Origin of the sequence: Rhizobium tropici CIAT 899, assembly GCF_000330885.1 — a bacterium.
Taxonomy (GTDB): Bacteria; Pseudomonadota; Alphaproteobacteria; order Rhizobiales; family Rhizobiaceae; genus Rhizobium; species Rhizobium tropici.
In genome coordinates this window covers 384,270-408,418 of record NC_020059.1, presented here as the reverse complement: position 1 = coordinate 408,418, position 24,149 = coordinate 384,270, and the positions used below count along the sequence as shown (strand labels likewise).

Annotated in this window: 25 protein-coding genes; 20 read left to right on the top strand and 5 right to left on the bottom strand. The window is 60.9% G+C overall.

The features are described 5' to 3' along the window. Nucleotides 1-38: 38 nt before the first annotated feature. The 3 genes from RTCIAT899_RS01970 to rsmI all read right to left on the bottom strand — a co-directional run bounded on the left by RTCIAT899_RS01970 (nucleotide 39) and on the right by rsmI (nucleotide 2,418). Nucleotides 39-1,034, bottom strand: a complete 996-nt coding sequence (locus tag RTCIAT899_RS01970; protein ID WP_041677786.1) for an exonuclease/endonuclease/phosphatase family protein — start codon at nucleotides 1,032-1,034, stop codon at nucleotides 39-41. Between the two features lie 102 nt (nucleotides 1,035-1,136). Next, the gene (locus tag RTCIAT899_RS01965) at nucleotides 1,137-1,517 is read right to left on the bottom strand and encodes a YraN family protein (protein WP_015338544.1); all 381 of its coding nucleotides are present in this window, start codon (nucleotides 1,515-1,517) and stop codon (nucleotides 1,137-1,139) included. Beyond that, nucleotides 1,510-2,418, bottom strand: a complete 909-nt coding sequence (rsmI, locus tag RTCIAT899_RS01960; protein ID WP_015338543.1) for a 16S rRNA (cytidine(1402)-2'-O)-methyltransferase — start codon at nucleotides 2,416-2,418, stop codon at nucleotides 1,510-1,512. Before rsmI ends, RTCIAT899_RS01965 begins: the two co-directional genes overlap by 8 nt. 252 nt (nucleotides 2,419-2,670) lie before the next feature. On the opposite strand from rsmI, the gene dnaN reads away from it, so the two are divergent. From dnaN to RTCIAT899_RS33730, 7 genes are all read left to right on the top strand, one after another. Continuing rightward, entirely contained in the window at nucleotides 2,671-3,789 is a 1,119-nt protein-coding gene (gene dnaN, locus RTCIAT899_RS01955) for a DNA polymerase III subunit beta (RefSeq protein WP_041677784.1), read from the top strand. A gap of 160 nt (nucleotides 3,790-3,949) precedes the next feature. Beyond that, a complete protein-coding gene (pmtA, locus tag RTCIAT899_RS01950) occupies nucleotides 3,950-4,543 on the top strand; it encodes a phospholipid N-methyltransferase PmtA (protein WP_015338541.1) in 594 nt (197 codons plus the stop codon). A gap of 19 nt (nucleotides 4,544-4,562) precedes the next feature. Continuing rightward, nucleotides 4,563-5,150 carry a histidine phosphatase family protein gene (locus RTCIAT899_RS01945; protein ID WP_015338540.1) on the top strand — a complete coding sequence of 196 codons (588 nt, stop codon included), beginning with the start codon at nucleotides 4,563-4,565 and terminating at the stop codon, nucleotides 5,148-5,150. A gap of 1 nt (nucleotide 5,151) precedes the next feature. Then, entirely contained in the window at nucleotides 5,152-5,844 is a 693-nt protein-coding gene (pyrF, locus tag RTCIAT899_RS01940; protein ID WP_015338539.1) for an orotidine-5'-phosphate decarboxylase, read from the top strand. Between the two features lie 27 nt (nucleotides 5,845-5,871). Next, entirely contained in the window at nucleotides 5,872-6,159 is a 288-nt protein-coding gene (locus RTCIAT899_RS01935) for a DUF1330 domain-containing protein (RefSeq protein ID WP_015338538.1), read from the top strand. A gap of 112 nt (nucleotides 6,160-6,271) precedes the next feature. Beyond that, on the top strand, nucleotides 6,272-7,252 hold the full coding sequence (locus RTCIAT899_RS01930; RefSeq protein ID WP_015338537.1) for a complex I NDUFA9 subunit family protein: 981 nt from the start codon (nucleotides 6,272-6,274) through the stop codon (nucleotides 7,250-7,252). A 291-nt stretch (nucleotides 7,253-7,543) separates the two neighbouring features. Beyond that, entirely contained in the window at nucleotides 7,544-7,708 is a 165-nt protein-coding gene (locus tag RTCIAT899_RS33730; RefSeq protein WP_015338536.1) for a hypothetical protein, read from the top strand. A gap of 68 nt (nucleotides 7,709-7,776) precedes the next feature. On the opposite strand, the gene RTCIAT899_RS01920 is transcribed toward RTCIAT899_RS33730, so the two are convergent. Continuing rightward, a complete protein-coding gene (locus RTCIAT899_RS01920; protein WP_015338535.1) occupies nucleotides 7,777-8,574 on the bottom strand; it encodes an undecaprenyl-diphosphate phosphatase in 798 nt (265 codons plus the stop codon). A gap of 151 nt (nucleotides 8,575-8,725) precedes the next feature. On the opposite strand from RTCIAT899_RS01920, the gene RTCIAT899_RS01915 reads away from it, so the two are divergent. From RTCIAT899_RS01915 to RTCIAT899_RS01875, 9 genes are all read left to right on the top strand, one after another. After that, nucleotides 8,726-9,418, top strand: a complete 693-nt coding sequence (locus RTCIAT899_RS01915) for a glutathione S-transferase family protein (protein ID WP_015338534.1) — start codon at nucleotides 8,726-8,728, stop codon at nucleotides 9,416-9,418. A gap of 12 nt (nucleotides 9,419-9,430) precedes the next feature. Then, nucleotides 9,431-10,588 carry a tRNA epoxyqueuosine(34) reductase QueG gene (gene queG, locus RTCIAT899_RS01910; protein WP_015338533.1) on the top strand — a complete coding sequence of 386 codons (1,158 nt, stop codon included), beginning with the start codon at nucleotides 9,431-9,433 and terminating at the stop codon, nucleotides 10,586-10,588. Then, a complete protein-coding gene (locus tag RTCIAT899_RS01905; protein WP_015338532.1) occupies nucleotides 10,588-11,460 on the top strand; it encodes an SDR family oxidoreductase in 873 nt (290 codons plus the stop codon). The genes queG and RTCIAT899_RS01905 overlap by 1 nt, the downstream gene beginning before the upstream one ends. Nucleotides 11,461-11,857: 397 nt before the next feature. Next, complete coding sequence (locus tag RTCIAT899_RS01900) at nucleotides 11,858-12,226, top strand: septal ring lytic transglycosylase RlpA family protein (protein WP_015338531.1); 369 nt, start codon at nucleotides 11,858-11,860, stop codon at nucleotides 12,224-12,226. Between the two features lie 206 nt (nucleotides 12,227-12,432). Next, nucleotides 12,433-13,722 (top strand): RsmB/NOP family class I SAM-dependent RNA methyltransferase, encoded by a 1,290-nt coding sequence (locus tag RTCIAT899_RS01895; protein ID WP_015338530.1) that lies wholly within the window; start codon nucleotides 12,433-12,435, stop codon nucleotides 13,720-13,722. A gap of 247 nt (nucleotides 13,723-13,969) precedes the next feature. Then, nucleotides 13,970-15,259, top strand: coding sequence for an imelysin family protein (locus tag RTCIAT899_RS01890; protein WP_015338529.1), 1,290 nt, complete (start codon nucleotides 13,970-13,972; stop codon nucleotides 15,257-15,259). 45 nt (nucleotides 15,260-15,304) lie between these two features. Continuing rightward, on the top strand, nucleotides 15,305-16,864 hold the full coding sequence (locus RTCIAT899_RS01885) for a di-heme oxidoreductase family protein (RefSeq protein ID WP_015338528.1): 1,560 nt from the start codon (nucleotides 15,305-15,307) through the stop codon (nucleotides 16,862-16,864). After that, on the top strand, nucleotides 16,864-18,075 hold the full coding sequence (locus tag RTCIAT899_RS01880) for an imelysin family protein (RefSeq protein ID WP_015338527.1): 1,212 nt from the start codon (nucleotides 16,864-16,866) through the stop codon (nucleotides 18,073-18,075). Before RTCIAT899_RS01885 ends, RTCIAT899_RS01880 begins: the two co-directional genes overlap by 1 nt. Nucleotides 18,076-18,077: 2 nt before the next feature. Next, nucleotides 18,078-19,166, top strand: coding sequence for a DUF1513 domain-containing protein (locus RTCIAT899_RS01875; protein WP_015338526.1), 1,089 nt, complete (start codon nucleotides 18,078-18,080; stop codon nucleotides 19,164-19,166). A gap of 21 nt (nucleotides 19,167-19,187) precedes the next feature. Here RTCIAT899_RS01875 and RTCIAT899_RS01870 read toward each other — a convergent pair whose 3' ends face one another. After that, nucleotides 19,188-19,865, bottom strand: coding sequence for a GntR family transcriptional regulator (locus RTCIAT899_RS01870; RefSeq protein WP_015338525.1), 678 nt, complete (start codon nucleotides 19,863-19,865; stop codon nucleotides 19,188-19,190). 328 nt (nucleotides 19,866-20,193) lie between these two features. Here RTCIAT899_RS01870 and RTCIAT899_RS01865 point away from each other — a divergent pair, with 328 nt between their 5' ends. From RTCIAT899_RS01865 to guaA, 4 genes are all read left to right on the top strand, one after another. Further along, nucleotides 20,194-20,991, top strand: coding sequence for an alpha/beta hydrolase (locus RTCIAT899_RS01865; protein ID WP_015338524.1), 798 nt, complete (start codon nucleotides 20,194-20,196; stop codon nucleotides 20,989-20,991). A 239-nt stretch (nucleotides 20,992-21,230) separates the two neighbouring features. After that, nucleotides 21,231-21,692: a PaaI family thioesterase gene (locus RTCIAT899_RS01860; protein ID WP_041677782.1), complete on the top strand. Its 462-nt coding sequence runs from the start codon at nucleotides 21,231-21,233 to the stop codon at nucleotides 21,690-21,692. Next, nucleotides 21,689-22,330: a 5'-methylthioadenosine/S-adenosylhomocysteine nucleosidase gene (locus RTCIAT899_RS01855; RefSeq protein WP_015338522.1), complete on the top strand. Its 642-nt coding sequence runs from the start codon at nucleotides 21,689-21,691 to the stop codon at nucleotides 22,328-22,330. Before RTCIAT899_RS01860 ends, RTCIAT899_RS01855 begins: the two co-directional genes overlap by 4 nt. A 159-nt stretch (nucleotides 22,331-22,489) precedes the next feature. Next, entirely contained in the window at nucleotides 22,490-24,052 is a 1,563-nt protein-coding gene (gene guaA / locus RTCIAT899_RS01850; RefSeq protein WP_015338521.1) for a glutamine-hydrolyzing GMP synthase, read from the top strand. Nucleotides 24,053-24,149: the final 97 nt, after the last annotated feature.

The window sequence follows — 24,149 nt, the reverse complement described above, 5'->3', positions numbered from 1 at the left end:
GGTTCATGAAACCCAGTGCATTTTAACGATTGCAGCGATCAGGCGGAAAAACCTTCGATTGTGCAAACGACCATATCGTGGTCGGAGAGCGGCTTGCCCTCTTCATTGAGGGAAGAAACAAGATGGCTTTCACCGATCTTCAAGCCGCGGGTGATGAACCAGTCGAGCTTCATGGCACGATCGGGGAAACGGGTGATCAGGCTCGGGCGCGTGCTCGTTTGATCGAGCGGGCCGCCATGGCATTCAAAGCCGCGGCCCTCGGCCATGGCGAACAGCGTATCGGTCGCGTAATCGCCGCCAGTATGATTGCCGGTATTGAGATCGCCGCCGATCAGGATCGGCAGGCCCGGCGCTAAAGCTTCGACCTCATCGATCAATGCCGCCAACTGCCGCTCCCGATAGGCCGCGGTCGCAACACTTTCGAGGTGAACGGAAACCGCGACCATGGGACCCGCCTCTGTCTCGACGATGGCGCCGACGGCGCAGCGATCGCCGATGCGCGGCTGCTCGTTGCTATCGTTGAACCAGACGGCCTCGCCGGGCAGACGGATCATGAAAGCATCCTTCAGGGCAACGGAGGCCATCAGGGCATTGCCGTGAAAGCCCTTCTCGTTGAAATCGTCGCGGCAGTAGGAGCGCTCGATTTCCGAGCCAAGACTGAGTTCGAGAAACTCGACACCATAGGCATGTTTCATGCCGAGTTCGCCGGCGATGATCGCGGTCGGGTCGCGCTGCTCGGTGCGGGCCATGCCCAGATCCATTTCCGACAGCAGCACCAGCGGCGCGCCGGTTTCCCGCAGCTTGGCCGCACTTTCCTCGGGAAAGAGGCAGCGTTCGAGATTCCAGGCCGCGACGGTAAAGGGGAAGAACAGAGCCTCGGTCGTGGTACCCGTCCCGCCGATGCGCACCGTATTCAGGCAGACGAGCGATGCGAGCTTCTCGGCATGAACGGCCGGAGTTTTTTCTAGAGAGACAAAGCTCTTTCGCTCCTCCTGCGAAGGAACGGTGAATGCGGAGACGGTGTAGCGGATCATGATCAAGCCTGTCGAAATGAGTTCATGTGCGCCGGCGAAAAAGCCGCGAGCGCTGGTCGCCCGGCAATAGGCTGATTTTGTGACGGTCCTGTAACGCCGCGCTCAAAACGCATCCGGAAAATGCTGCGGCCAGCGGCCGGGGAGCATGGCGACGATGTCGTAGCGTTGCGAGAGACGGGCAAAATCCGGTTGCCGCGCGAGCCAGAGATCGCTCGCAGCACGGATGCGGTTTTGCGACGAGAAGGAAACGGCGTCGATCGCCTCCTGCGCGCCGCGTCTGGATTTGACCTCCACGAAGATAGCGAGATCACCTTTGCGGGCGACGATATCGATTTCGCCGAGCTTGGTGCGATGGCGGATCGCCAGGATGCGATAGCCCTTCAGCATCAGGAAGGCGGCGGCGAGATATTCGGCCACATGGCCGCGCCGCCATGCCTTTTGCCGCTTCAGCTTCTCGCCGGACCCGGGCTTCGTATCAGCCATGGCGCTCCTTCATGTCGAGCAGGCGCTGGTAAAGCTCCTTGCGCGGCAAGCCGGTCAAGCGCGCAGCCTCCGTTGCCGCCTTGGCGGTCGGCATGGTCCCGGAGAGATCGGCGAGGATGGCATCGACATCGGCCTCCGCCGCGACGTTTTCCGCCGGCGGGCCGACGAGCCAGACGATCTCGCCTTTTACATTGTCAACGGCATCATAGAATGCTGCGAGTTCGGATAGTGTGCCGCGGCGAAATTCCTCGAAGGTCTTCGTCAGCTCGCGGCAAACGGCGCCGGCGCGCTCGCCGCCAAGCACATCGGCGGCGGCGGCAAGCGTGGCGGCGATGCGATGCGGCGATTCAAAGAAGATCAGGGTCGCGGGGACGCTCGCAAGCTCGGCCAGACGATCGCGCCGGCCCTTGTCCTTTGCAGGTAGGAAACCGGCAAAGAAGAAGGCGTCGTTGGGAAGACCAGAGCCAACGAGCGCGGCAAGCGGCGCCGATGCGCCGGGAATGGGAACGACCTTGTATCCCGCCTCGATCGCCTGCACCGCAAGACGGTAGCCGGGGTCGGAAACGAGCGGCGTGCCGGCATCCGATACCAGCGCCACCGATCGGCCAGCTTCCAGAGCCTGCAGCAGCCGGGGGCCTGCCTCATCGGCATTGTATTCGTGATAGGCATACGGCTTGTTCTGAATGCCATAGCGGTCGAGCAGGACACGGGTGACACGCGTATCCTCGCAGGCCAGCACATCGGCACCGGCCAGCGTCTCCAGCGCCCGCAAAGTGATATCGCCGAGATTGCCGATCGGCGTCGCGACGAGATAGAGCGCCGGTTCAAGGGGGCGGGCCGGGATCTGATTGTTATGCAGGCGGAAACTGCGTGTCCCGCCGCCTGATTGCTCTTCGTTCATGCCGGTCCTGAATTCACTTGGAATAAGCAGCCTTTATGGGCGAGGCACGCACGGACGGCAAGAGCGGTGCAATTCCTGTGGAGCATTGCCGACGAAATGGCGAATTGGCGCCCGACAAATCGCCTATGCCTCTTGCATTCGGATGGAGAAGTCTGCCAAGTTGCCTGTCCAATCTTTCGGGCCTTGTCCGAAAACATGTCGCTCGGGCGCCTCGGGCCGCCCGGCAAGTCACGGTCGAAAGCGGTAGCATCCATGCGTATTACAATAGAGCGGTCGAACCTCCTGAAGTCGCTGAACCACGTGCATCGCGTGGTCGAGCGTCGCAACACGATCCCGATCCTGTCCAACGTGCTGCTCAAAGCCGACGGCACGAACCTTGACATGAAGGCGACCGACCTCGATCTCGAAATCACCGAGGCGACGCCCGCCAATGTCGAACAGGCCGGCGCCACCACGGTTCCCGCGCACCTGCTCTACGACATCGTGCGTAAGCTGTCCGACGGATCGGAAGTGCTTCTTGCCACCAACCCCGACGGCAGCTCGATGACGGTCACCTCCGGTCGCTCGAAATTCTCGCTGCAGTGCCTGCCGGAATCCGATTTCCCCGATCTCACTGCCGGCAGCTTCAGCCATTCCTTCAAGCTGAAGGCGTCCGATCTGAAGATGCTGATCGACCGCACGCAGTTTGCGATCTCCACCGAGGAGACGCGTTACTACCTCAATGGCATCTTCTTTCACACGATCGAAAGCGGCGGCGACCTGAAGCTCCGCGCTGTCGCCACCGACGGCCATCGCCTGGCGCGCGCCGATGTCAGTGCGCCTTCCGGCTCCGAAGGGATGCCTGGGATCATCATCCCACGCAAGACTGTGGGAGAACTGCAGAAGCTCGTGGATACACCGGACGCGATGGTCACCGTCGAAGTCTCCGACGCCAAGATCCGCCTGACGATCGGCTCGATCGTCATGACCTCGAAGCTGATCGACGGTACTTTTCCGGACTATCAGCGCGTCATTCCCGCCAACAACGACAAGGAAATGCGGGTCGATTGCGAGACCTTTGCCCAGGCCGTCGACCGCGTGTCAACGATTTCTTCGGAGCGTGGCCGCGCCGTGAAGCTGGCACTGTCCGACGGCCAACTGCTGCTGACCGTCAACAATCCGGATTCTGGAAGTGCGACGGAAGAAGTTGCCGTCGGCTATGAGATGGACCCGATGGAAATCGGCTTCAACGCCAAGTACCTGCTCGACATCACCGCACAGCTTTCCGGCGATGCGGCCATATTCCTGCTGGCCGATGCCGGCTCGCCGACGCTCATTCGCGACACGGCCGGCGACGACGCGCTTTATGTGCTGATGCCGATGCGCGTGTAGCGAAACCAAAGCGCCCTTCATGCGTTTAAGTTACGCAAGGGCGCTTTTATTTGGTCTTTTGTCGATTGCGACATTTTCTCTTGTTATTGCGTCATTCGGTTGCAAGATCCTAGAGAAGCAATATGTAAGTCGCGACGGTAACATCTGATGGGGGGAGAGCATGGCGCTGCGTCTCAAGGAACGGCTGGGCAAGAAATTCGACGAGGAGATTCGTTTCTTCAAGGGCATGATGCAGGGGCCTAAGACCGTGGGGTCGATCGTGCCCACCTCATCGATCACGGCCCGCAAGATGGCTGGTGTCATCAACACGCAATCAGGTCTGCCCGTGCTGGAGCTTGGGCCGGGAACCGGAGCGATCACCAAGGCGATCCTCGGACGCGGCGTCGAGCCACAAAATCTCGTTGCCATCGAATATTCCACCGATTTCTACAATCATCTCGTCCGCCGTTACCCCGGGGTCAACTTCATCAATGGGGACGCCTTCGATCTCGATAAGACGCTAGGCGTGCTGCGCGGCCAGACCTTCGATTCCGTCGTCTCGGGCATTCCCCTTCTCAACTTCCCGATGAAGGCGCGCGTCGCGCTTCTCGAGAGCCTGCTGGATCGCATCCCGCCCGGCCGGCCGGTGGTTCAGATCTCCTACGGCCCGGTCTCGCCGATCATCGCCAAGCCGGATCGATACCATATCCGCCATTACGACTTCATCGTTCGCAACATTCCGCCGGCCCAGCTCTGGGTCTATAGCCGCGGCTGAGACAATCGCTGAGAAATCCATGTACGCTCTTTATGTTACGCACCCACAGGTGCGGATCGACCCGACTGTGCCGGTGCCGCAATGGGGCTTGTCCGACATTGGGGCCGAGCGGGCGCGACTGGCGGCGAGCCGGTCCTGGGCTGGCAAGCTTGGCCTCATCATCTCCAGCGGCGAGCGAAAGGCGATCGAAACGGCCGAGGCTTTGGCAGCCGCAAGCGGCGCACCGATCGACATCATCGAGGCCATGCACGAAAACGACCGCAGCGCCACCGGCTTTCTGGCGCCGCCGGAGTTCGAGAAGGCGGCGGACTGGTTCTTTGCGAACCCACATGAGAGCTTCAAGGGCTGGGAGCGCGCCATTGATGCGCAGGCGAGAATCGTCTCCAATGTCGAGACCGTTCTTGCGCGCCACGATCCGAAAGTGCCGATCGCCTTCGTCGGCCACGGCGGCGTCGGCACGCTGCTGAAATGCCATCTGGAGGGGAAGCCGATCGCGCGGCAAGGCGATCAGCCACCGGGTGGCGGCAATCTTTTCTGTTTCGATCTTGCGAAGCGCGCCGTCTCATGCGACTGGACACCCATGGAAGACTGGATGGGATGGGCTTGATATGACCGCACGCGACCGCTTGATCGTTGGACTGGATGTTCCAAACCTTCAGGAGGCCGAAAAAGTGGTCGGCGCCCTCGGCGATGACATCCTCTATTACAAGATCGGCTATCAGCTCGCCTTTGCCGGCGGCCTGGAATTCGCCCGCGATCTCGCCGCCAGCGGCAAGAAGATCTTCCTCGACATGAAGCTGCTCGACATCGACAATACGGTGGCCTCCGGCGTGGAGAATATCGTCAAGATGGGCATGTCGATGCTGACGCTGCACGCCTATCCGAAAGCGATGAAGGCGGCCGTCGCGGCGGCCAAAGGGTCGGACCTCTGCCTGCTGGGCGTCACCGTGCTGACCTCGATGGACGAAGGCGATCTCATCGCCGCCGGCTATGAATATGATCCGCATACGCTGGTGCTGCGCCGGGCCGAACAGGCGCATCTCGCGGGCATGGGCGGCATCGTCTGCTCGGCGGAGGAATCCGCCGCCGTCCGCAAGATCATCGGCCCTGACATGGCGCTGGTGACCCCCGGCATCCGCCCGGCCGGCAGCGACAAGGGCGACCAGAAGCGAGTGATGACGCCTGCCGCTGCCATCAAGGCCGGCTCCAGCCATCTCGTCGTCGCACGGCCGATCGTCAAGGCGGCCGATCCGAAGGAGGCCGCCCGCGCCATCCTCGCCGAGATGGACGCCGCGCGCTAAGATTACAGAACCATCAGGGAGGTAGATATGGCAAAGGGATATTGGATCGCGCGCGTGGATGTCCGCGACCCCGAGCGCTACAAGGATTATGTCGCCGCCGCGAAGCCCGCCTTCGAGAAATACGGCGCGAATTTCCTTGCCCGCGGCGGTGCGTTTACGCCGCTTGAGGGACAGGCACGCGGCCGCAACGTCGTCATCGAGTTTCCGTCGCTGCAGCATGCCGTCGATTGCTACAATTCGCCGGAATACCAGATCGCTGCCAAAATCCGGCAGCAGGTGGCAGATGCCGAAATGGTCGTCGTCGAAGGGGTTTAAACCCCTTGAAATGCCGACGCTGCAATGCAGCGCGATAGCACTTCACCTCGGCGCGCGGATCGGCTAAGACGAAACCAGATAAGCCCAATCAAAGCCTTTCGAGGAGCCTGCCATGACCCTGTCCAACCTCCCGCCGCTCGTCACCGTGTTCGGAGGATCAGGTTTCATCGGGCGGCACGTCGTGCGTGCGCTTGCCAAGCGCGGCTATCGCATCCGTGTCGCCGTTCGCCGTCCCGATCTTGCCGGTTTCCTGCAGCCGCTTGGCAATCTCGGCCAGATTTCGATCGTTCAGGCCAATGTGCGCTACCGCAACTCGATCGACCGTGCAGTCGAAGGCGCGCAGCATGTCGTCAACTGCGTCGGCATCCTTGCCGAAAGCGGCCGTAACACGTTCGACGCCGTGCAGGAATTCGGCGCCAAGGCGATTGCGGAAGCCGCCCGCGGCGCGGGCGCCTCGCTGACGCATATTTCCTCCCTCAGTGCCGATGCCAATTCGCCTTCGGCCTATGCCCGCACCAAGGCTCGCGCCGAAGCGGCTATTCTGTCGATCAAGCCGGATGCAATCATCCTACGCCCTTCGATCGTGTTCGGACCGGAAGACGAGTTCTTCAACAAGTTTGCCGACATGTCGCGCACGGCGCCGTTCCTGCCGCTGATCGGCGGCGGCAAGACCAAGTTCCAGCCGGTCTATGTTCAGGACATTGCGGAAACCGTCGCTCGCAGCGTCGACGGCAAGCTGAAGGCCGGCACGACCTATGAGCTCGGCGGTCCGGAAGTTCTGTCCTTCCGCGAATGTCTCGAGACGACGCTTGCCGTCATCAATCGCAAAAAGTCCTTCGTCTCCATCCCCTTCGGCCTGGCTTCGCTGATCGGCTCGGTCGCGTCGCTGGTGCCGCTCATCAAGCCGCCGATCACCGCCGACCAGGTAACGCTGCTGAAGAGCGACAACGTCGTTTCGAAGCAGGCGGAAGCGGAAGGACGCACCCTGAAGGGCATCGGCCTGCTCCCGACATTGCTTGTCTCCGTGCTGCCGTCCTATCTGGTGCGTTACCGCCCGCAGGGCCAGTTTACCGGCTCGGGCAAAGCCGCCTGACGATTCGGCGCATTCCCACGAAATTCACGCGCCGCCCGGCTTTGCCGAGCGGCGTTTTTTATTGCCCCGCGAAGACAGAATCGTACTTTAGGACGCCTGGCAGAGCAGCGTCATTCACAGCTCAGCGTTGCTCAAAAGACGCAGTGCGGAAATAGTAGCATTAACGTCAAATTTAATATGAACATTTATTGCTATTGCTCATCTCACTGACTAACACAGCCGCGCGTCCCAGGCTTGGACAATGAACCGGTCCGTGGCGCGCTTCACACTTCTGCGGAAAGGCATTCTTCGATGGGTAAGTCTATCGCGCTTTTGTTTGCGTGCGCGGCACTGGTGATTCTCGCAGGCTCCTTCGTGGCCCGCGGCAGCATCGCCTCGATCAAGGGCGAATGTGCGCCGACCTACGGCGTCGACCCTTGCACGACGGGTTCCATCGACACGTCCTCCCGAAACTGATCGGGCATGAAAAAGGCCGGTTTTGACCGGCCTTCATTTTTCCAGGATATCAGCACGAACAAGCGGTCTCAGCCGAAATAGAGACCGATGAGACCGATCGTGCCGACGGCAATACGCCACCATGCGAAGGGGGCGTAACCCCGGCGGGATACGAAGTCGAGCAGCGCGCGCACGACGAGCAACGCCGAGATGAAGGCCATGAAGAAGCCGATGACGATCAGTTGACCATCGGCGAAGCTGAGATCATGGCGGCTCTTCCACAAATCCAGCGTGAAAGCGCCGACCATCGTCGGCATGGCGAGGAAGAAGGAAAATTCAGCGGCAGAACGCTTGTCGGCGCCGAGCAGCAGAGCGCCGACGATGGTGGAACCGGAGCGCGACGTTCCCGGAATCATCGCCAGGCACTGGAAGAAGCCGATCTTGACCGCCATCGGCCAGGAAAATTCATAGGCGCTGGTGTATTTCGGCTTGAACTCGATCCTGTCGATGACGAGCAAGACGATGCCGCCGAGGATCAGCGAGATACAGATGACCTTCGGCGAATCGAACAGCACCGTCTTGATGAAATCATGCGCCAGTGCGCCGATGACGGCAGCGGGCAGAAAGCCGAAGAGGACGGCCAGAACGAAGTGACGAGCCTTGACGCTGACAGGCAGCGCCTTGGCGATCTGGACGAGACGATTGAAATAGACAAGCAGAATGGCGAGAATCGCGCCGAGCTGGATCAAAACTTCAAAAGTACCGGCCGACTTGAAGCCGAGAAAATGTCCAAGCAATATCAGATGGCCCGTGGAGGAGACCGGAATGAACTCCGTAAGCCCCTCCACAAGGCCTAAAACCAACGCGATAATAATTTGTTCAGCCATATCGTGTCCTTTGTCTAACGGCAGGGCGGCCCGATTCGCTTGTGCAAACTAGGCCAAGATCCTATAGCTTCAACCGATGACAAATGACTAGGGCCGCAGAATCGCGACCCAAAAGACTTCCGTAGCATCAATCAGAAACACCCGAGTACCAATGCCGACGCTGTATCATCACCCAATGTCATCTTCCTCCCGGTTCGTTCGTCTGATCCTGACGGAATATGGCTATCAGACGGAGCTGATCGAGGAACAGACCTGGGAAAAGCGACGCGATTTCCTGGCACTGAACCCCGCCGGCACCCTGCCTGTCTATGTCGATGACAGCATGCGGGCGCTCTGCGGCGCCTCGGTCATTTCCGAATATCTCGACGAGACGCATGGCGTTCTGAAGCGCGACCGCCGGCTTCTGGCCGAAGATCCGTTCCAGCGCGCCGAAATCCGCCGGCTGACGGAATGGTTCATGCAGAAGATGGAGCAGGATGTGACGCGGCCGCTGACGCGCGAGCGCGTCTTCAAGCTGCAGATGACCGCCGAACAGGGTGGCGGCGCGCCCGATTCCAAGGTCATGCGCATGGCGCGCGGCAATATCCGCCAGCATATGAAGTATCTGTCCTGGCTTGCAGGTTCGCGGCAGTGGCTGGCCGGTGAGCGCCTGAGCTACGCCGATCTCGCCGCCGCAGCCTCGGTTTCCGTGCTAGACTATCTGGGCGAGATCGACTGGACGGAATCGCCTGTTGCCAAAGAATGGTATCAGCGGCTGAAGTCGCGCCCATCCTTCCGGCCGATCCTGGCGGAGCGCGTGCGTGGAGTCACACCAGTTTCGCACTATGCCGATCTGGATTTCTGACGAGGGCTCGATATGCCCGGTGATCGCGAAGCGGAAAAAGCTGACAAGCGCAGAAACACACTGACGGCTTTCTTGCGAGAGGAAGCGCGTGCCCATGGTTTCGATCTCTGTCGCATTACCAGGCCGGACGCCATTCCCGAAGCGGCCGTGCGGCTCGGCCAGTTTCTCGACAAGGGTTATCACGGCACCATGGGCTGGATGGAAGAGACCCGCGACCGCCGGGGCGATCCGCGCGTGCTCTGGAGCGAGACCCGCTCCATCGTAGTCTTCGGCCTGAATTACGGGCCCGAGGAAGATCCGCGCGGCATTCTCGAAAAGCAGGACAAGGCGGCGATCTCGGTTTATGCCAGAAACCGCGATTATCACGATGTCATCAAGGGGCGGCTGAAAGAGATCGCCACGCGCTTCGCCGCGCACTCGAAGGAGGACGTCAAGGTCTTCGTCGATACAGCACCAGTCATGGAGAAGCCGCTGGCGGGTGCGGCCGGTCTCGGCTGGCAAGGCAAGCACACCAATCTCGTCAGCCGCGCCTTTGGCTCTTGGCTCTTTCTCGGCTCGATGTTCACCACGGCCGATCTCGAGCCGGACGAGCCCGAGGTCGACCATTGCGGCTCCTGCCGGGCCTGTCTCGACGTCTGCCCGACATCGGCCTTCCCTGCCCCCTACCAGCTCGATGCGCGCCGCTGCATTTCCTATCTGACCATAGAACACAAGGGGCCGATCGCCCCGCAGCTGCGGCCGTTGATCGGCAATCGCATCTATGGCTGCGATGACTGTCTTGCCGCCTGCCCCTGGAACAAATTCGCCAGCAGCGCTTCGGAGATGAAGCTGGTGGCGCGGGAGGATCTCAAGGAACCGTCGATCGCCTTTCTGCTTGATCTGGACGATGCGACCTTCCGCACATTCTTCAGCGGCTCGCCGGTCAAGCGCATCGGCCGCGACCGGTTCATCCGCAATGTACTCATCGCGGCCGGTAATTCCAGCGAACGCTCTCTGATAGAGAGATGCTGCGAATTGGCCGGAGACCCCTCGCCAGTCGTGCGCGGCATGGCGGTCTGGGCGCTATCGCGACTGATGACGGCTGGCGAATTCCATGCGTTTGCGGCACAAAGACATGACGAGGCGGACGAAGAAGTCCGCGCCGAATGGAAACTGGCAGGGGTATCGTGATGCATGTGATGATTTTCGGCTGCGGCTATTCCGGAACGGCCATCGCCAAGGCCTTCGCCGGCTCCGGCGTTCGCATCACCGGCACGACCCGCTCCGCCGACAAGGCCGAACAGCTGACGAAGGAAGGCATCGAGGCCTTCGTCTTCGACGGCGAGACACTCGACCCGGCTCTGGCCGATGCGATGCAAACGGCAACGCATCTGGTGCAATCGATCGCGCCCGGCAAATCCGGCGATCCGCTGCTGCGGCTGGCGCAGCTCAATCTCAAGGCATTGATGCCGAAGCTGGAATGGATTTGCTATCTCTCGACCGTCGGCGTCTATGGCGATCACAAGGGCGCCTGGGTCAGCGAGCAGACATCGCTGCATCCCGTCGCGGACCGTTCGGTCGAGCGGGTAGAAGCGGAAGACGGCTGGCTGCGTGTCGGCGTCCGGCTCGACCTGCCCGTCGCGGTGCTGCGACTTTCCGGCATCTACGGACCGGGCCGCAATGCCTTCTGCAATCTGGAAAAGGGAACCGCCCGAAGGCTCATCAAGGCGAACCAGGTGTTCAACCGCGTCCGCGTCGAGGATATCGGCGCCTGCGCCCATTTCCTGTCGGAGCGCAAACTCGGCGGCATATATAATGTCACCGATGACGAGCCGGCGCCGCCGCAGGATGTCATTGTCGAGGCCGCCCGCCTGATGGGCGTCGAACCGCCACCGGAACAGGCTTTCGAGACGGCTGAACTGACGCCGATGGCACGCTCTTTCTACGGCGAAAACAAGCGCGTTTCGAACGCGAAATTGCGCGCGCTCGGCTTCCAGTTCCGCTACCCAGAGTATCGTATGTCGCTCGCCGAATTATGGTCCTCAGGAGCATGGCGCGGCTGAGAAAGCGCTCTCCATGCCCTACGATATCGCATGAAAATTCCTACTTAGCCGTCCAGCCTAGTTCAATTTGCTCCGCATTTATGGTTAACGACCTCTAAAATTGCACAAATGCGGCAGTGATTATGGCAAAGTCGGAAAATTATTTTTCCGACTTTTGTGATGACTGACACCACCCGAAGCTTTCGAGAAAATTCATTCCATTTTTAACTGATTTTATTAGATTTTTTCCACGATCAAGCAAATCCGCTGAATAGTCCCAGTATTCCTTCAATGTCACAAATGTTACAGACTGTAACATTCCGTGATAGAAAGTGGCACTTTTTCGCCATTTTTGGCCTGATTTAAGCCCCGCCGCCTACCCAAGGCGCAAGTTCAATAGCTTGAGGGAAAAATCGGTTTGAAGAAAATCGCACGTTCTTTGGCAATCGCCGCAACTATATCCGCCTCCATTGCTGTCGTTTCGACTCCGGCATTTGCATCCGCTGGCTGCGGAGGCGCTTCATGGTACGGGGGAAGCTCCAAGACTGCTTCCGGGGAACGCATGAGTTCCAGAAATCTTACTGCCGCCCACCGCTCGCTTGCCTTCGGCACGCGCCTGCGGGTTACCAACAAGCACAATGGCCGCAGCGTCGTCGTTCGCATCAACGACCGTGGGCCTTTCATTCGCGGACGTGTTCTCGATCTCTCCCGCGCTGCCGCACAGAACATCGGCATGGTCGCTTCGGGTACCGCCAAGGTCTGTTACGAGGTCGTCGCCTCGAAGTAATCGCCGGAAGCCGGAACCACCGGCAAATCGGCATGACGCTTGCTCTCTCGGCCAATCGCGGCTACCACGCGATTGAGACGTCTCAAAATCCGCCGCCATGGGCATTGTCTGCGCGGATCGGCGAGGCGTCAGCGGTTTTGGTAGAGCGCAAAGTCCCAAGATGAGCTCCAACGGGTTCCGGGTCATGCGCGAGCAGGAGAGTGTGAATGCGTCTGGGCGGCCGATTACAGGGGGCCATCGAAGTTCTTGCCGATATCGAAGCGCGCAAGCGACCGGTGGCCGATGCCCTGAAGGATTGGGGCCTTGCCCATCGCTTCGCCGGCTCCGGCGACAGAGCCGCGATCGGCAACATCGTCTACGACGCCTTGCGCATGCGGCTTTCGCATGCCTGGCTGATGGAAGACGACAGTGCGTCCGCGCTTGCCCATGCCGTGCTCTTCCGCCAATGGGGCCTGACGCCAGAGGCGCTGGCTGCTGAGCTGGACGGCGATAAATTTGCACCCGAGGCGCCGAGCGCCGAAACATTGGCCGCCTTTGCGGCCCGCAAGCTCGAAGATGCGCCTCGTCACATTCAGGGCGATATTCCCGAATGGGTCGAGCCCTCCTTCAGCCAAGCCTTTGGCGATGGCTGGCTTGCCGAAGCCAAGGCTCTTTCCGAACGCCCGACGCTCGACCTTCGCGCCAATGCACTGAAGGCCGACCGTGCCAAGGTCGTGAAGGTGCTGGAACGCGCTGGCGGCCAGGCATCGAAAATCGCCCGGTTCGGCATCCGAATTCCGGCCGGCGAAGGCGCGTCCCGCCTGCCGAACGTCACGGCCGAACTCTCCTTCCAGAAGGGTTGGTTCGAGGTGCAGGACGAAGGCTCGCAGATCGTCGCGGATCTGGTCCTGCCTGAAGAGGGCGATCAGGTGCTCGACTATTGCGCCGGCGGTGGCGGCAAGACGCTCGCCATGTCGGCCGCGATGCACAACAAGGGCCAGGTCCATGCCTATGACAGCGACCGGCGACGGCTGGCGCCGATCATCGAGCGCCTAAAGCGAGCCGGCACCCGCAATGTCCAGGTCCATGACGACCGCAACGGCCTGCTCCAACTGCGCGGCAAGTTCGACAAGGTGCTGGTCGATGCTCCCTGCACCGGGACCGGCACGTGGCGGCGCCGTCCCGATACCAAGTGGCGGCTGACGCAGAAAAATCTGGACGAGCGCACCAGCCAGCAGCAGGAAGCCCTTGCCCAGGCCGGAGAATTCGTCCGTCCCGGCGGGGCGCTGCTCTATGTCACCTGCTCGGTGCTGCCGGAAGAGAATGAAGCGCAGGTAAACCGTTTCGCCGCCCAAAATCCGGACTTCGAGGTGGTGGAAACTCTGGGCTCATGGGGGAAGCTGTTCGGCAAGGATGCCCCAAAGCCCCGCTCCTCCGATGGCAAGACCATTACGCTGACGCCAGCCTCCACCGATACCGACGGCTTCTTCTTCAGCCGTCTGCAACGGAAGATGTGAGCTGGCGGCGATCGACCAGCGATTAGGGCCGTTCTGTCGTTGCCCCGCTTCAACTGCCCCGCCAACCCCATGCCAAGCCGCCTATATCCGCGCACTCGCAGGCGAATCCATTTCGCCTGTAACGTTGAATCCTTGGCCCATCGCCTTAAAATCGTTCTAAACTAGAGCGTTTGACACAAGTTTGTTTTTCATACATGACACAAATTGCCAAGTTTTGACGGTGCCCCCGCTGTCACAGGAGAGGAACATGAAACTGAAAAACAAAATTGGCGCCGCGCTCGCGGTGGCCGTTGTCACGACCGCCGCATTCAGCCTGCCGGCTCTCGCAGCCGCTCCCGAGCCGGCTGCCGTTCTCAAGCATTATACGGAACTGGCACATGCCAAGTATCAGGACGCGCTGACGACGGCACAGGCGCTCGACAAGGCGATCGACGCCCTGCTCGCCAACCCGAGCGACAAGACGCTGAAGGCGGCACGTGCGGCCTGGATCAAGGCTCGTGTTCCCTATGCGCAGACGGAAGTCTATCGCTTTGGCAACCCGATCGTCGACGACTGGGAAGGCAAGGTCAATTCCTGGCCGCTGGACGAAGGCCTGATCGACTATGTCGACGCCTCCTACGGCACGGAAAGCGACGAGAACTCGCTCTATGTCGCCAATGTCATCGCCAACAAGACGATCAAGATCAACGGCAAGGATGTCGACGCTTCGCATCTGACGCCGGAATTCCTGTCGGGCACACTGCATCAGGCCGGCGGTGTCGAAGCCAATGTCGCGACCGGCTATCACGCCATCGAATTCCTGCTCTGGGGCCAGGACCTGCACGGCACGGATGCCGGCGCCGGCGAGCGTCCGGCAACCGATTACGATCTGAAGAATTGCACGCATGGCAATTGCGACCGCCGCGCCGAATATCTGAAATCCGCTTCGACACTGCTCGTTGCTGACCTCAAGGACATGACGGACAAGTGGGCGCCGGATGGCGAAGCCACCAAGCATGTCGAAGCTGATCCGAAGGCCGGCCTCACCACCATCCTGACCGGCATGGGCTCGCTTTCCTATGGCGAACTTGCCGGCGAGCGCATGAAGCTCGGCCTTCTGCTGCACGATCCGGAAGAAGAACAGGATTGCTTCTCCGACAATACCTATAACGAGCACAATGGCGACGCCATTGGCATCGCGTCTGCCTATAACGGCAATTACACCCGCGTCGACGGCACCAAGCTGAAGGGCCCGTCGCTGCACGATCTCGTCAAGGCCAAGGATCCGGCGCTCGACAAGGAAATGGAAGGCAAGCTCGACGCGACACTTGCTGCCATGAAGGCGATGGTCCATCGCGGCGAGACGGTCGAGAAATACGACCAGATGATCGCCGAGGGCAACAAGGAAGGCAACGCGACGGTTCAGAAGGCGATTGACGGCCTACTCGACCAGACAAAGAGCATCCAGCGCGTCATCGCTGTTCTCGATCTTGGCACGATCAAGCTCGAAGGTTCGGACAGCCTGGACAATCCGAACTCCGTCTTCAAGAAGAAGTAATAAGGGAGGGTGGCAGCGCGATTAGGCGCCGCCACCCCGATACGCATGACAGCTCTACCGGCCAATCGCGCCCTTTTGCCCGCCCTCGCTGCGGGTTTTTTGGTTTTTTCCATCACGCTGGCCGTTGCCGACATCCTCGATTTTCCGAGCACGCGCAGCGATCTCTCTGCCGAAGAGCTGAAGCGCGTGCGCGACGTGACCCGCGCGACCAGCAATTTTCTCAAGGCCGAACCCTATGAAACGATGCAGGGCGGCGGCCTGACTGCGATCGATAAGGTCACGCGCGATATTTTCTCCCAGCCCTCGGCCAAGCTAGATCAGGAGCAGGGACAGAATTTTCATCTCGGCAACGCGCTCTTTCGCAAGCTTTGGGTCTCGGCCCCATCCTCCACCCAGGCTTCCGATGGGCTGGGACCGCTGTTCAACGCCCGCTCCTGCCAGAGCTGCCATATCCGCGATGGGCGCGGTCATCCGCCTGAAGAAGCGGGAGCTGTCGCGACCTCGATGGTCTTGCGCCTTGCACGGCCCGCCGTGACGCCGGAGGAGCAGCAGGCCGTCAAGGATTTTTACGCGCTCAATTTCCCGGATTCGACCTATGGAGCACAGCTGCAGGATCTTGCCGTTCCCGGCCTCACCGCCGAAGGCAAGGTAACCCTGAGCTATAGCGACGAGACGGTGACGCTTACCGGCGGCGAGACCGTGACCTTACGCAAGCCGACATACGGGGTGAGCGATCTCGCCTCTGGGCCGATGGATGCAAGCACCACGCTTTCAGCGCGCATGGCACCGCCGATGATCGGCCTCGGCCTGATCGAGGCCATTCCGGATGCCGATATTCTCGCCAATGCCGATCCGGACGACAAGAAGGGCACCGGCATTCGCGGCCGCCCCGCCATCGTCCGCGATCATCGCACGGGTCAACTCGCGCTCGGGCGCTTCGGCTGGAAGGCCCAGAATGCAACCGTGCGCGACCAGGTGGCCGACGCCTTTTCCGCCGATATCGGCATTTCGACGCCGGACCGACCGAACCCGTACGGCGACTGCACCGCCAAGGAACCGCAATGTCTGACTATGCCAACCGGCGTGCAGAAGCGCCTGGGCGACACGGAAGCGCCGGACCCGGTGCTCCCTCTGGTTACCTTCTATTCCGAAAATCTTGCCGTGCCGGCCCGCCGCATGACGAACCAGCCCGCGGTGCTGCATGGCAAGGACATGTTCTATCGATCCGGCTGTGCGGCCTGTCACACGCCGAAATTCGTGACACGCGACGGCCTGAAAAGCAGCGACGGCAAGGATTCGCCGCAGGCGTTCCAGCTGATCTGGCCCTATTCCGATTTCCTGCTGCACGACATGGGCGAAGGCCTGTCGGACGGGCAGCAGGTGGGCGTGGCATCCGGTCGCGATTGGCGCACGCCGCCGCTCTGGGGTATAGGCCTGACACAGACGGTGAGCGGCCGGCAGGCCTATCTGCATGACGGCCGCGCCCGCACATTGACCGAAGCCATCCTCTGGCATGGAGGAGAGGCGGAAAAAGCCCGCAATGCATTCGCCGGTCTTTCGAAGGACGATCGGCAAGCCCTCATCAACTTTCTGGAGTCCCTCTGATGCGCCACTGGAAACGTCCGGAGCATTTCCGCTCTAAACGGGGTCACGCAAATGCTCCGTCCCATTGTTTTCACGCAGTTCCGGACGCAAAACCGCTGCGCAGTTTTGCTGGAATTGCTCTGGCCGCCAGCCTACTGCTTACCGCTGCCGCCCTGCCTGCTCATGCAGAGGATGCAACAACCAATGGCGCCGGCCTGAACGAGGCGGCGGTGCCGGCCGTACTGCAGAAGGCGGTGGATGACGTGATTCGTCCCGGCTACCGCGCCATGCACGACTCCGCCTCGAAACTGACTGTCGCGATGAAGGCGCTTTGCGCCGATCCCACAGACGCCACCCTTTCCGGCGCCAAATCGGCTTTCGGCGACACCGTGAAGAGCTGGTCGCACATTGAGATCGTCGATACCGGCCCGATCATCGAAAAGAACCGCTTCGAGCACATCCTGTTCTATCCCGACCGCAAGGGCGTAGGCCTCAAACAGGTGCAGGCGTTGATCTCCAAGGCGGATGAGCAGGACACGACCGTCGAAGCCGTCGCCGGCAAGAGCGTGGCGCTCATGAGCATGACGGCGCTGGAATATGTGCTCTTCGGCAACGGCTCCGATGTCCTCGGCAAGGATAAGCAAAGCTTCCGTTGCCGCTATGGCGTGGCTGTTGCCGGCAATATCGAAAACACCGCCAAGGAAATCGCCGACGAATGGAATGCGCCAGATGGCGTGCAGAAATCCTGGAAATTCCCGGGCAAGACCAGCGACGATTTCATGGACAACAAGGAGGCCGTCACCGCATTGCTCGGCATCCTCGTGCATGGCGCGGCCAATGTTCGCGACCAGCGGCTGGAAACCTTCTACAAGGGCGATCCGGCAACGGCGCGGCCGAAGATGGCGATCTACTGGCGCTCGGCCAATACGTGGACCTCGTTCACGGGCAATATTGGGGGCCTGAAGACGCTCTGGGAGAAAGCCGACATGGCAAGCCTGCTGCCGGCGGACAAGCGCGCTGTTGCCACCAAGATCGACGGCCTGCTGAACGATCTTGCGACGACGGCACCGACGATCAATCCGGATATCGAGGCGGCCATCGGCAATGATGCGGAGCGGGCCAAGATCGACATGCTGCTCGCCGTCAGCCGCGATCTCGCCACGAGCTTCAGCGATGAGTATGGCGGTGCCATCGGTCTTTCGGCCGGCTTCTCCTTCGCCGACGGAGACTAGACATGATACGCAGCGGCCTCATCGATCGGAGAGCCTTCGTCAAGGCAGCGGGACTGACCTTCCTGGCGGCGCTCAAGCCCGGTGCCTTGATGGCGCTGGAGCGGGCCGATGCGGTCTATGCCTCCGGCATCCGCGCCGCCGACGGCTCCTTTGCGGTGGCGACGGTGACAGAACAGGGCCGTATCATCGATCAGGTCGCCCTGCCCGCACGCGCCCACGGCATGGCTTTTTCGAAGGCAACCGGCAAGACTGTCGCCTTCGCGCGCCGGCCCGGCACCTATGCGATGATTTTCGATCCCTGGAACAAGGTCGAGCCGCTCGTCATTTCCGCCAAAGAGGGCCGGCATTTCTACGGGCACGGCACGTTTTCGCCTGATGGCAGGCTTCTCTATGCCAGCGAGAACGATTTCGACAATAATCGCGGTATCGTCGGGCTCTATGATGCGGGCAACCGGTTTGCCCGCGTCGGCGAATACGAGACCTATGGCGTCGGCCCGCATGACATGACGGTTTCGGATGACGGCCGGTTCCTGATCGTCGCCAATGGCGGCATCGAGACCCATCCGGATTTCGGCCGTACCAAGCTCAACCTCGACCATATGGAACCTTCGCTGACGCTGATCGACGCCGCGAGCGGCCGGCTGATCGAGAAGCATACGCTGCCGTCGCAATATGCTCGAGTTTCGACCCGTCATGTCGATATCGACGCCAGCGGCCGCGTCTGGTTCGCCTGCCAGTACGAAGGCCACCGCAACGACCTGCCGCCGCTTGTCGGCCATTTCGCGAGGGGCGAGGACCTGAGTTTCGTCACCCTGCCCGACGACACGACACGGGCTCTTGGCAATTATGTCGGCGCCATTGCCGTCAACCGCGCTGAAAACCTCGTCGGTGTGACGTCACCGATCGAAGGGACGTCGGTAACGCTGGATGCGAAAACCGGCAAAGTACTGAAAGTGGAGAGCATCGCCGATGCGGCCGGCATCGCGCCGGCTCGGCATGGCTTTGCCGTCTCGTCCTACGACGGCAACTTTCTGGGCGAACACAACGATGTCGCCTGGGACCAGCACATCGTCCGCATCGCCCGCGGCTGATCCGGACTTTGGCTGGACTGCCTAAATAAGCTTACTGGCTTCGATGAAGCGCCGCAACGCCGTCGCTGCATTGAGCATATGTGCCCGCATGCGCCGCGACGCCATTTCCCCGTCTCCCTCGGCTATGGCCTGCATAATGGCTTCATGCTCCGCCCGCGATCGCTCGAGCCGCTGCTCCTGCTGCAATTGAGCCCGGCGGAAGGCCGCCAGGCGATTGCGGATCATGATCGCCTGCTCGGCAAGAAAGCTGTTGTGGGTGGCGTGATAGATCGCCTCATGGAAGGCGCGATTGAACACATCGTAAGCATCGAAATCGCCTGTTTTCACAAGCGTTTCAGATACATCGTGCAGTTCGATCAGGTGGCTGCGCTCGAGCGGCGTCATGCGATAGGTGGCAAGCCTTACACACATCGATTCGATTTCGGCAACCGTCTCGAACATATCCATGATGCGTTCAGGTGTCATGCGGGCAACGACCAACCCGCGCCGCGCTCGCATTTCGACCAGACCGCTTACCGACAGCTGTCTCAGTGCCTCGCGAACCGGCGTGCGCGAGGCACTGAAACGATCGGCCAGCTGCTGTTCGTCCAGTGCCGCGCCCGCCTCAAGCTTGCCGGTCGCGATCTCATCTTCCAGCGCGTTGCGAATGCGATCGGACAACAACTCGCGATCGTCGGCCGCACCATCTCGTCCATCCATGGTTCCCAATTCTCCGACATACATTGCGACTTGTATGCAAAATATCACCTCAATCCGAGTTTTGCATACAATTTATCTATCACGCAACCGTTACACATACAATAATTGACTGAAATCGATATTAAGAATACAAAGATGGGCATTGAGCTTGCTTTTGCATACACAAAGCAAGCTTGACGCTCGATCGAAATGCAGATGGGGCTTTTGATCCGTAGGATCCGGGCAGATGCCGTCCCCGAGACATACAAAATTTCAGAAGCTTTACCGTTCCGGCATCCGGCACGACGGCTTTCTGGTGCTAATTTATCTCTAAACGATAGGTATCACGATGATGATGACCAGACGAAATTTCGCGACCGCCATTGTTGCCGGTGCCGCCGCCACCCTCATTTCCACGCGTGGCATGGCCGCCGGCAGCTCGACCACGGGTGCGGCGGCCTCCGCGCCGCTAAAGGTCCGCAACGTCGTTCTTGCGCATGGACTTTTCGCAGACGGCTCCTGCTGGACGGAGGTCATCGCCCGGCTGCAGGCCAAGGAGCTGAACTGCACGGCCGTGCAGAACCCGTTGACGACTCTTCCCGAAGCCGTCGGGGCGGTACAGCGCGTGCTCGACCGCCAGGACGGCCCGACCGTCCTTGTCGGCCATTCCTTCTCGGGCATGTTAGTGACGGAAGCCGGCGTTCATCCGAAGGTTTCGGCGCTCGTCTATGTCGCAGCCCGCGCACCGGATGCCGGCGAAGATTATACGGCGCTCGCCAAGACATATCCGACGCCCCCTGCCTCGGCCGGTATCGTCTTCGACGGCGACGAAGGACGGCTCACCGAGGAAGCCTTCCTGCGCGACTTCGCCGGCGACCTGCCCAAGGCCAAGGCCGAAGTGCTTTATGCCGTGCAGCAGCCCTTCCAGAAGGCTTTGCTGACCGGAAAGACCACTCAGGCCGCCTGGCGCAGCAAGCCAAGCTGGTATGCCGTTTCCACCGAAGACAGAACGATCAATCCGGATCTGGAACGCTTCATGGCCAAGCGTATGGGCGCGAAGACCATCGAAGTGAAGGCAAGCCACCTCTCGCTGATCTCGCACCCCGATACGATTGCCCATCTGATCTTGGAAGCCGCCGGGTACTGATCGACCAGATCGGCAGCGAGCTGCGTTCGCATCCAGCCCTCATCGGCGGCTGCGAATTGCCAAATCGTGGTCATCTGCGTCCTCACGACAAGCTTCACTGCGTCGGGTAGCACGGCGAGTTGATCGTGGAAATTCGCTGCCGGCGCAGCAGCTTGCGGCGCTTTCCTTTTTCCACCGGATAACCCTTGTCCAAATGGCCTCTCCATGCCAATTTCGCACCCGCGAAAGAAGGGGACGGCATGACAGGGGCAGATGACACGGGGACCGGCGCCGATTTTCGGACCCGCATCAGAACGAGCTTCGCGCGGCAGGCGGCGATGGCAACGATCGGTGCGGAACTGACGCGCGTCGAGCATGGTACGGTCGAAATCGAGCTGCCGTTCGATGTGAAGCTGACACAGCAGCACGGCATCCTGCATGCCGGGATCATTGCGGCCGCGCTGGATTCTGCCTGCGGCTTTGCGGCCTATAGCGTCATCGATCCCTCCGCGTCGATCCTCACGATCGAATTCAAGGTCAACCTGATGTCACCCGGGCGCGGCGAGCGCTTCCTGTTTCGGGGCGATGTCACCAAGCCCGGCACGACGATCATCGTCGCCGACGGCCGCGGCTATGCCATCGGTGACGGGCCGGCCAAGCTGATCGCCTCGATGACGGGAACGATGATGGTCATCCGGGGCAGAGAGGGAATTAGCGGATGAAATTCGAACTGAAACGGGTATCGGGCAAATCGATCCTGTTCGTCATGGCGGCCGAGGCCGAATATGGACCCTTCCTACGCTCGCGCATCGATCCACTGATGACAGGCGTCGGCCCCGTGGAGGCCGCGATTGCGCTCACCCGCGCCTTCGCGCAGCTCGAAGCGCAGGGCGACCTTCCCGATCTCGTGGTGTCGCTCGGCTCGGCCGGCTCCGCCAAGCTCGAGCAGACGGAGGTCTACCAGGTCACCTCGGTTTCCTACCGCGACATGGATGCCTCGCCGCTCGGCTTCGAGAAGGGCCGCACGCCCTTCCTGGATCTGCCTGCAACGATCGAATTGCCACTACGTATTCCTACCATTGCCGAGGGCAGCCTTTCGACGGGCGCCAACATCGTCTCCGGCGCGGAAGCCTATGAACGCATCGGCACCGACATGGTCGACATGGAAACCTTCGCGGTGCTGCGCGCCTGCCAGACCTACGGCCTGCCGCTGATCGGCCTGCGTGGCATTTCCGACGGCAAGGTCGATCTACAGCACATTTCCGACTGGACGGAATATCTGCATGTGATCGACCGCAAACTCTCCTATGCGGTCGATGGGCTGTTTACGGCGCTCGAAGACGGCGTATTCTGGTTTTGAGGGACTGGAAACCACTGAAGCAATTCCAGGAAAAGTGCGTGGCGGTTCCGTCCGGAATTGCGAAGAAGACAGAGAATGTAGGACAATCGGGACAATAAAATCGCCGTTTGCGTGATTTGCCCGATTGCCAGGGAAAGCGCTTTTCATTAAAGGCTCGCCATGACCCAGACAGCACATCCAGATACCGTTCTCATCGTCGATTTTGGCAGCCAGGTGACGCAGCTCATCGCACGGCGCGTGCGCGAAGCGGGCGTCTACTGCGAAATCGTCCCCTTCCAATCCGCCGAAGCCGGCTTCAAGCGGCTGCAGCCGAAGGCCGTGATCCTCTCCGGCAGTCCGGCCTCGACCGTGGACGAAGGCTCGCCGCGGGCGCCGCAGATCATCTTCGACAGCGGCATCCCGGTCTTCGGTATCTGCTATGGCCAGCAGACCATGTGCATGCAGCTCGGCGGCAAGGTCGAGAGCGGCCACCACCGTGAATTCGGCCGCGCCTTCCTGGAAGTCGACAAGGATTGCGCCCTCTTCGAAGGTCTGTGGTCGAACGGTTCGCGCCATCAGGTCTGGATGAGCCATGGCGACCGCGTCACCATGCTGCCCGAAGGCTTCGAAGTGGTCGCCACGTCTTCGAACGCGCCTTATGCCTTCATCGCCGACGAGAAGCGTAGATATTATGGCGTGCAGTTTCATCCGGAAGTCGTGCATACGCCCGATGGCGCCAAGCTGATCGGCAACTTCATCCACAACATCGCCGGCATCAAGGGCGACTGGTCGATGTCGGCCTATCGCGCCAAGGCAGTTCAGGCGATCCGCGATCAGGTGGGTGACAAGCGCGTTATCTGCGCGCTGTCAGGCGGCGTCGATTCCTCCGTCGCCGCGCTTTTGATCCACGAGGCGGTCGGCGATCAGCTGACCTGCATCCTCGTCGACCACGGCCTGATGCGCAAGGACGAGGCGGCAAACGTCGTCGCCATGTTCCGCGAGCACTACAATCTGCATCTGATCCATGTCGATGCCTCCGACCGCTTCATCGGCGAGCTCGAAGGTGTTTCCGACCCCGAGACCAAGCGCAAGATCATCGGCCGGCTCTTCATCGAAACCTTCGATGATGAAGCCAAGAAGCTCGGCGGCGCCGATTTCCTCGGCCAGGGCACGCTTTATCCTGATGTCATCGAGAGCGTTTCCTTCACCGGCGGCCCTTCGGTCACCATCAAGTCACACCACAATGTCGGCGGCCTGCCGGAGCGCATGAAGATGCAGCTCGTCGAGCCGCTGCGCGAACTTTTCAAGGATGAAGTGCGCGCACTCGGCAAGGAGCTCGGCCTGCCCGACAGCTTCATCGGCCGCCACCCCTTCCCTGGCCCCGGCCTCGCCATCCGCTGCCCCGGCGGCATCACCCGCGAGAAGCTGGAAATCCTGCGCGAAGCCGACGCGATCTATCTCGATGAAATCCGCAAGGCCGGCCTCTACGACGCCATCTGGCAGGCATTCGCCGTGCTGCTGCCAGTTCAGACCGTCGGCGTCATGGGCGATGGCCGCACCTATGAATTCGTCTGCGCGCTGCGCGCCGTCACCTCCGTCGACGGCATGACGGCGGATTTCTATCACTACGACATGGAATTCCTCGGCCGCGCCGCGACCCGCATCATCAACGAAGTCCGCGGCATCAACCGCGTGGTCTACGACGTCACCTCGAAGCCGCCCGGCACGATCGAGTGGGAGTGAGGGGGAGCGGTGTTGATCGCGCGGTCTAAGTGCTAAGCGCCAATTTTGGCTGCCGTGCCTGTTTCGTCCATTTGAGCGGCGCTTGAATGGCGTCGCC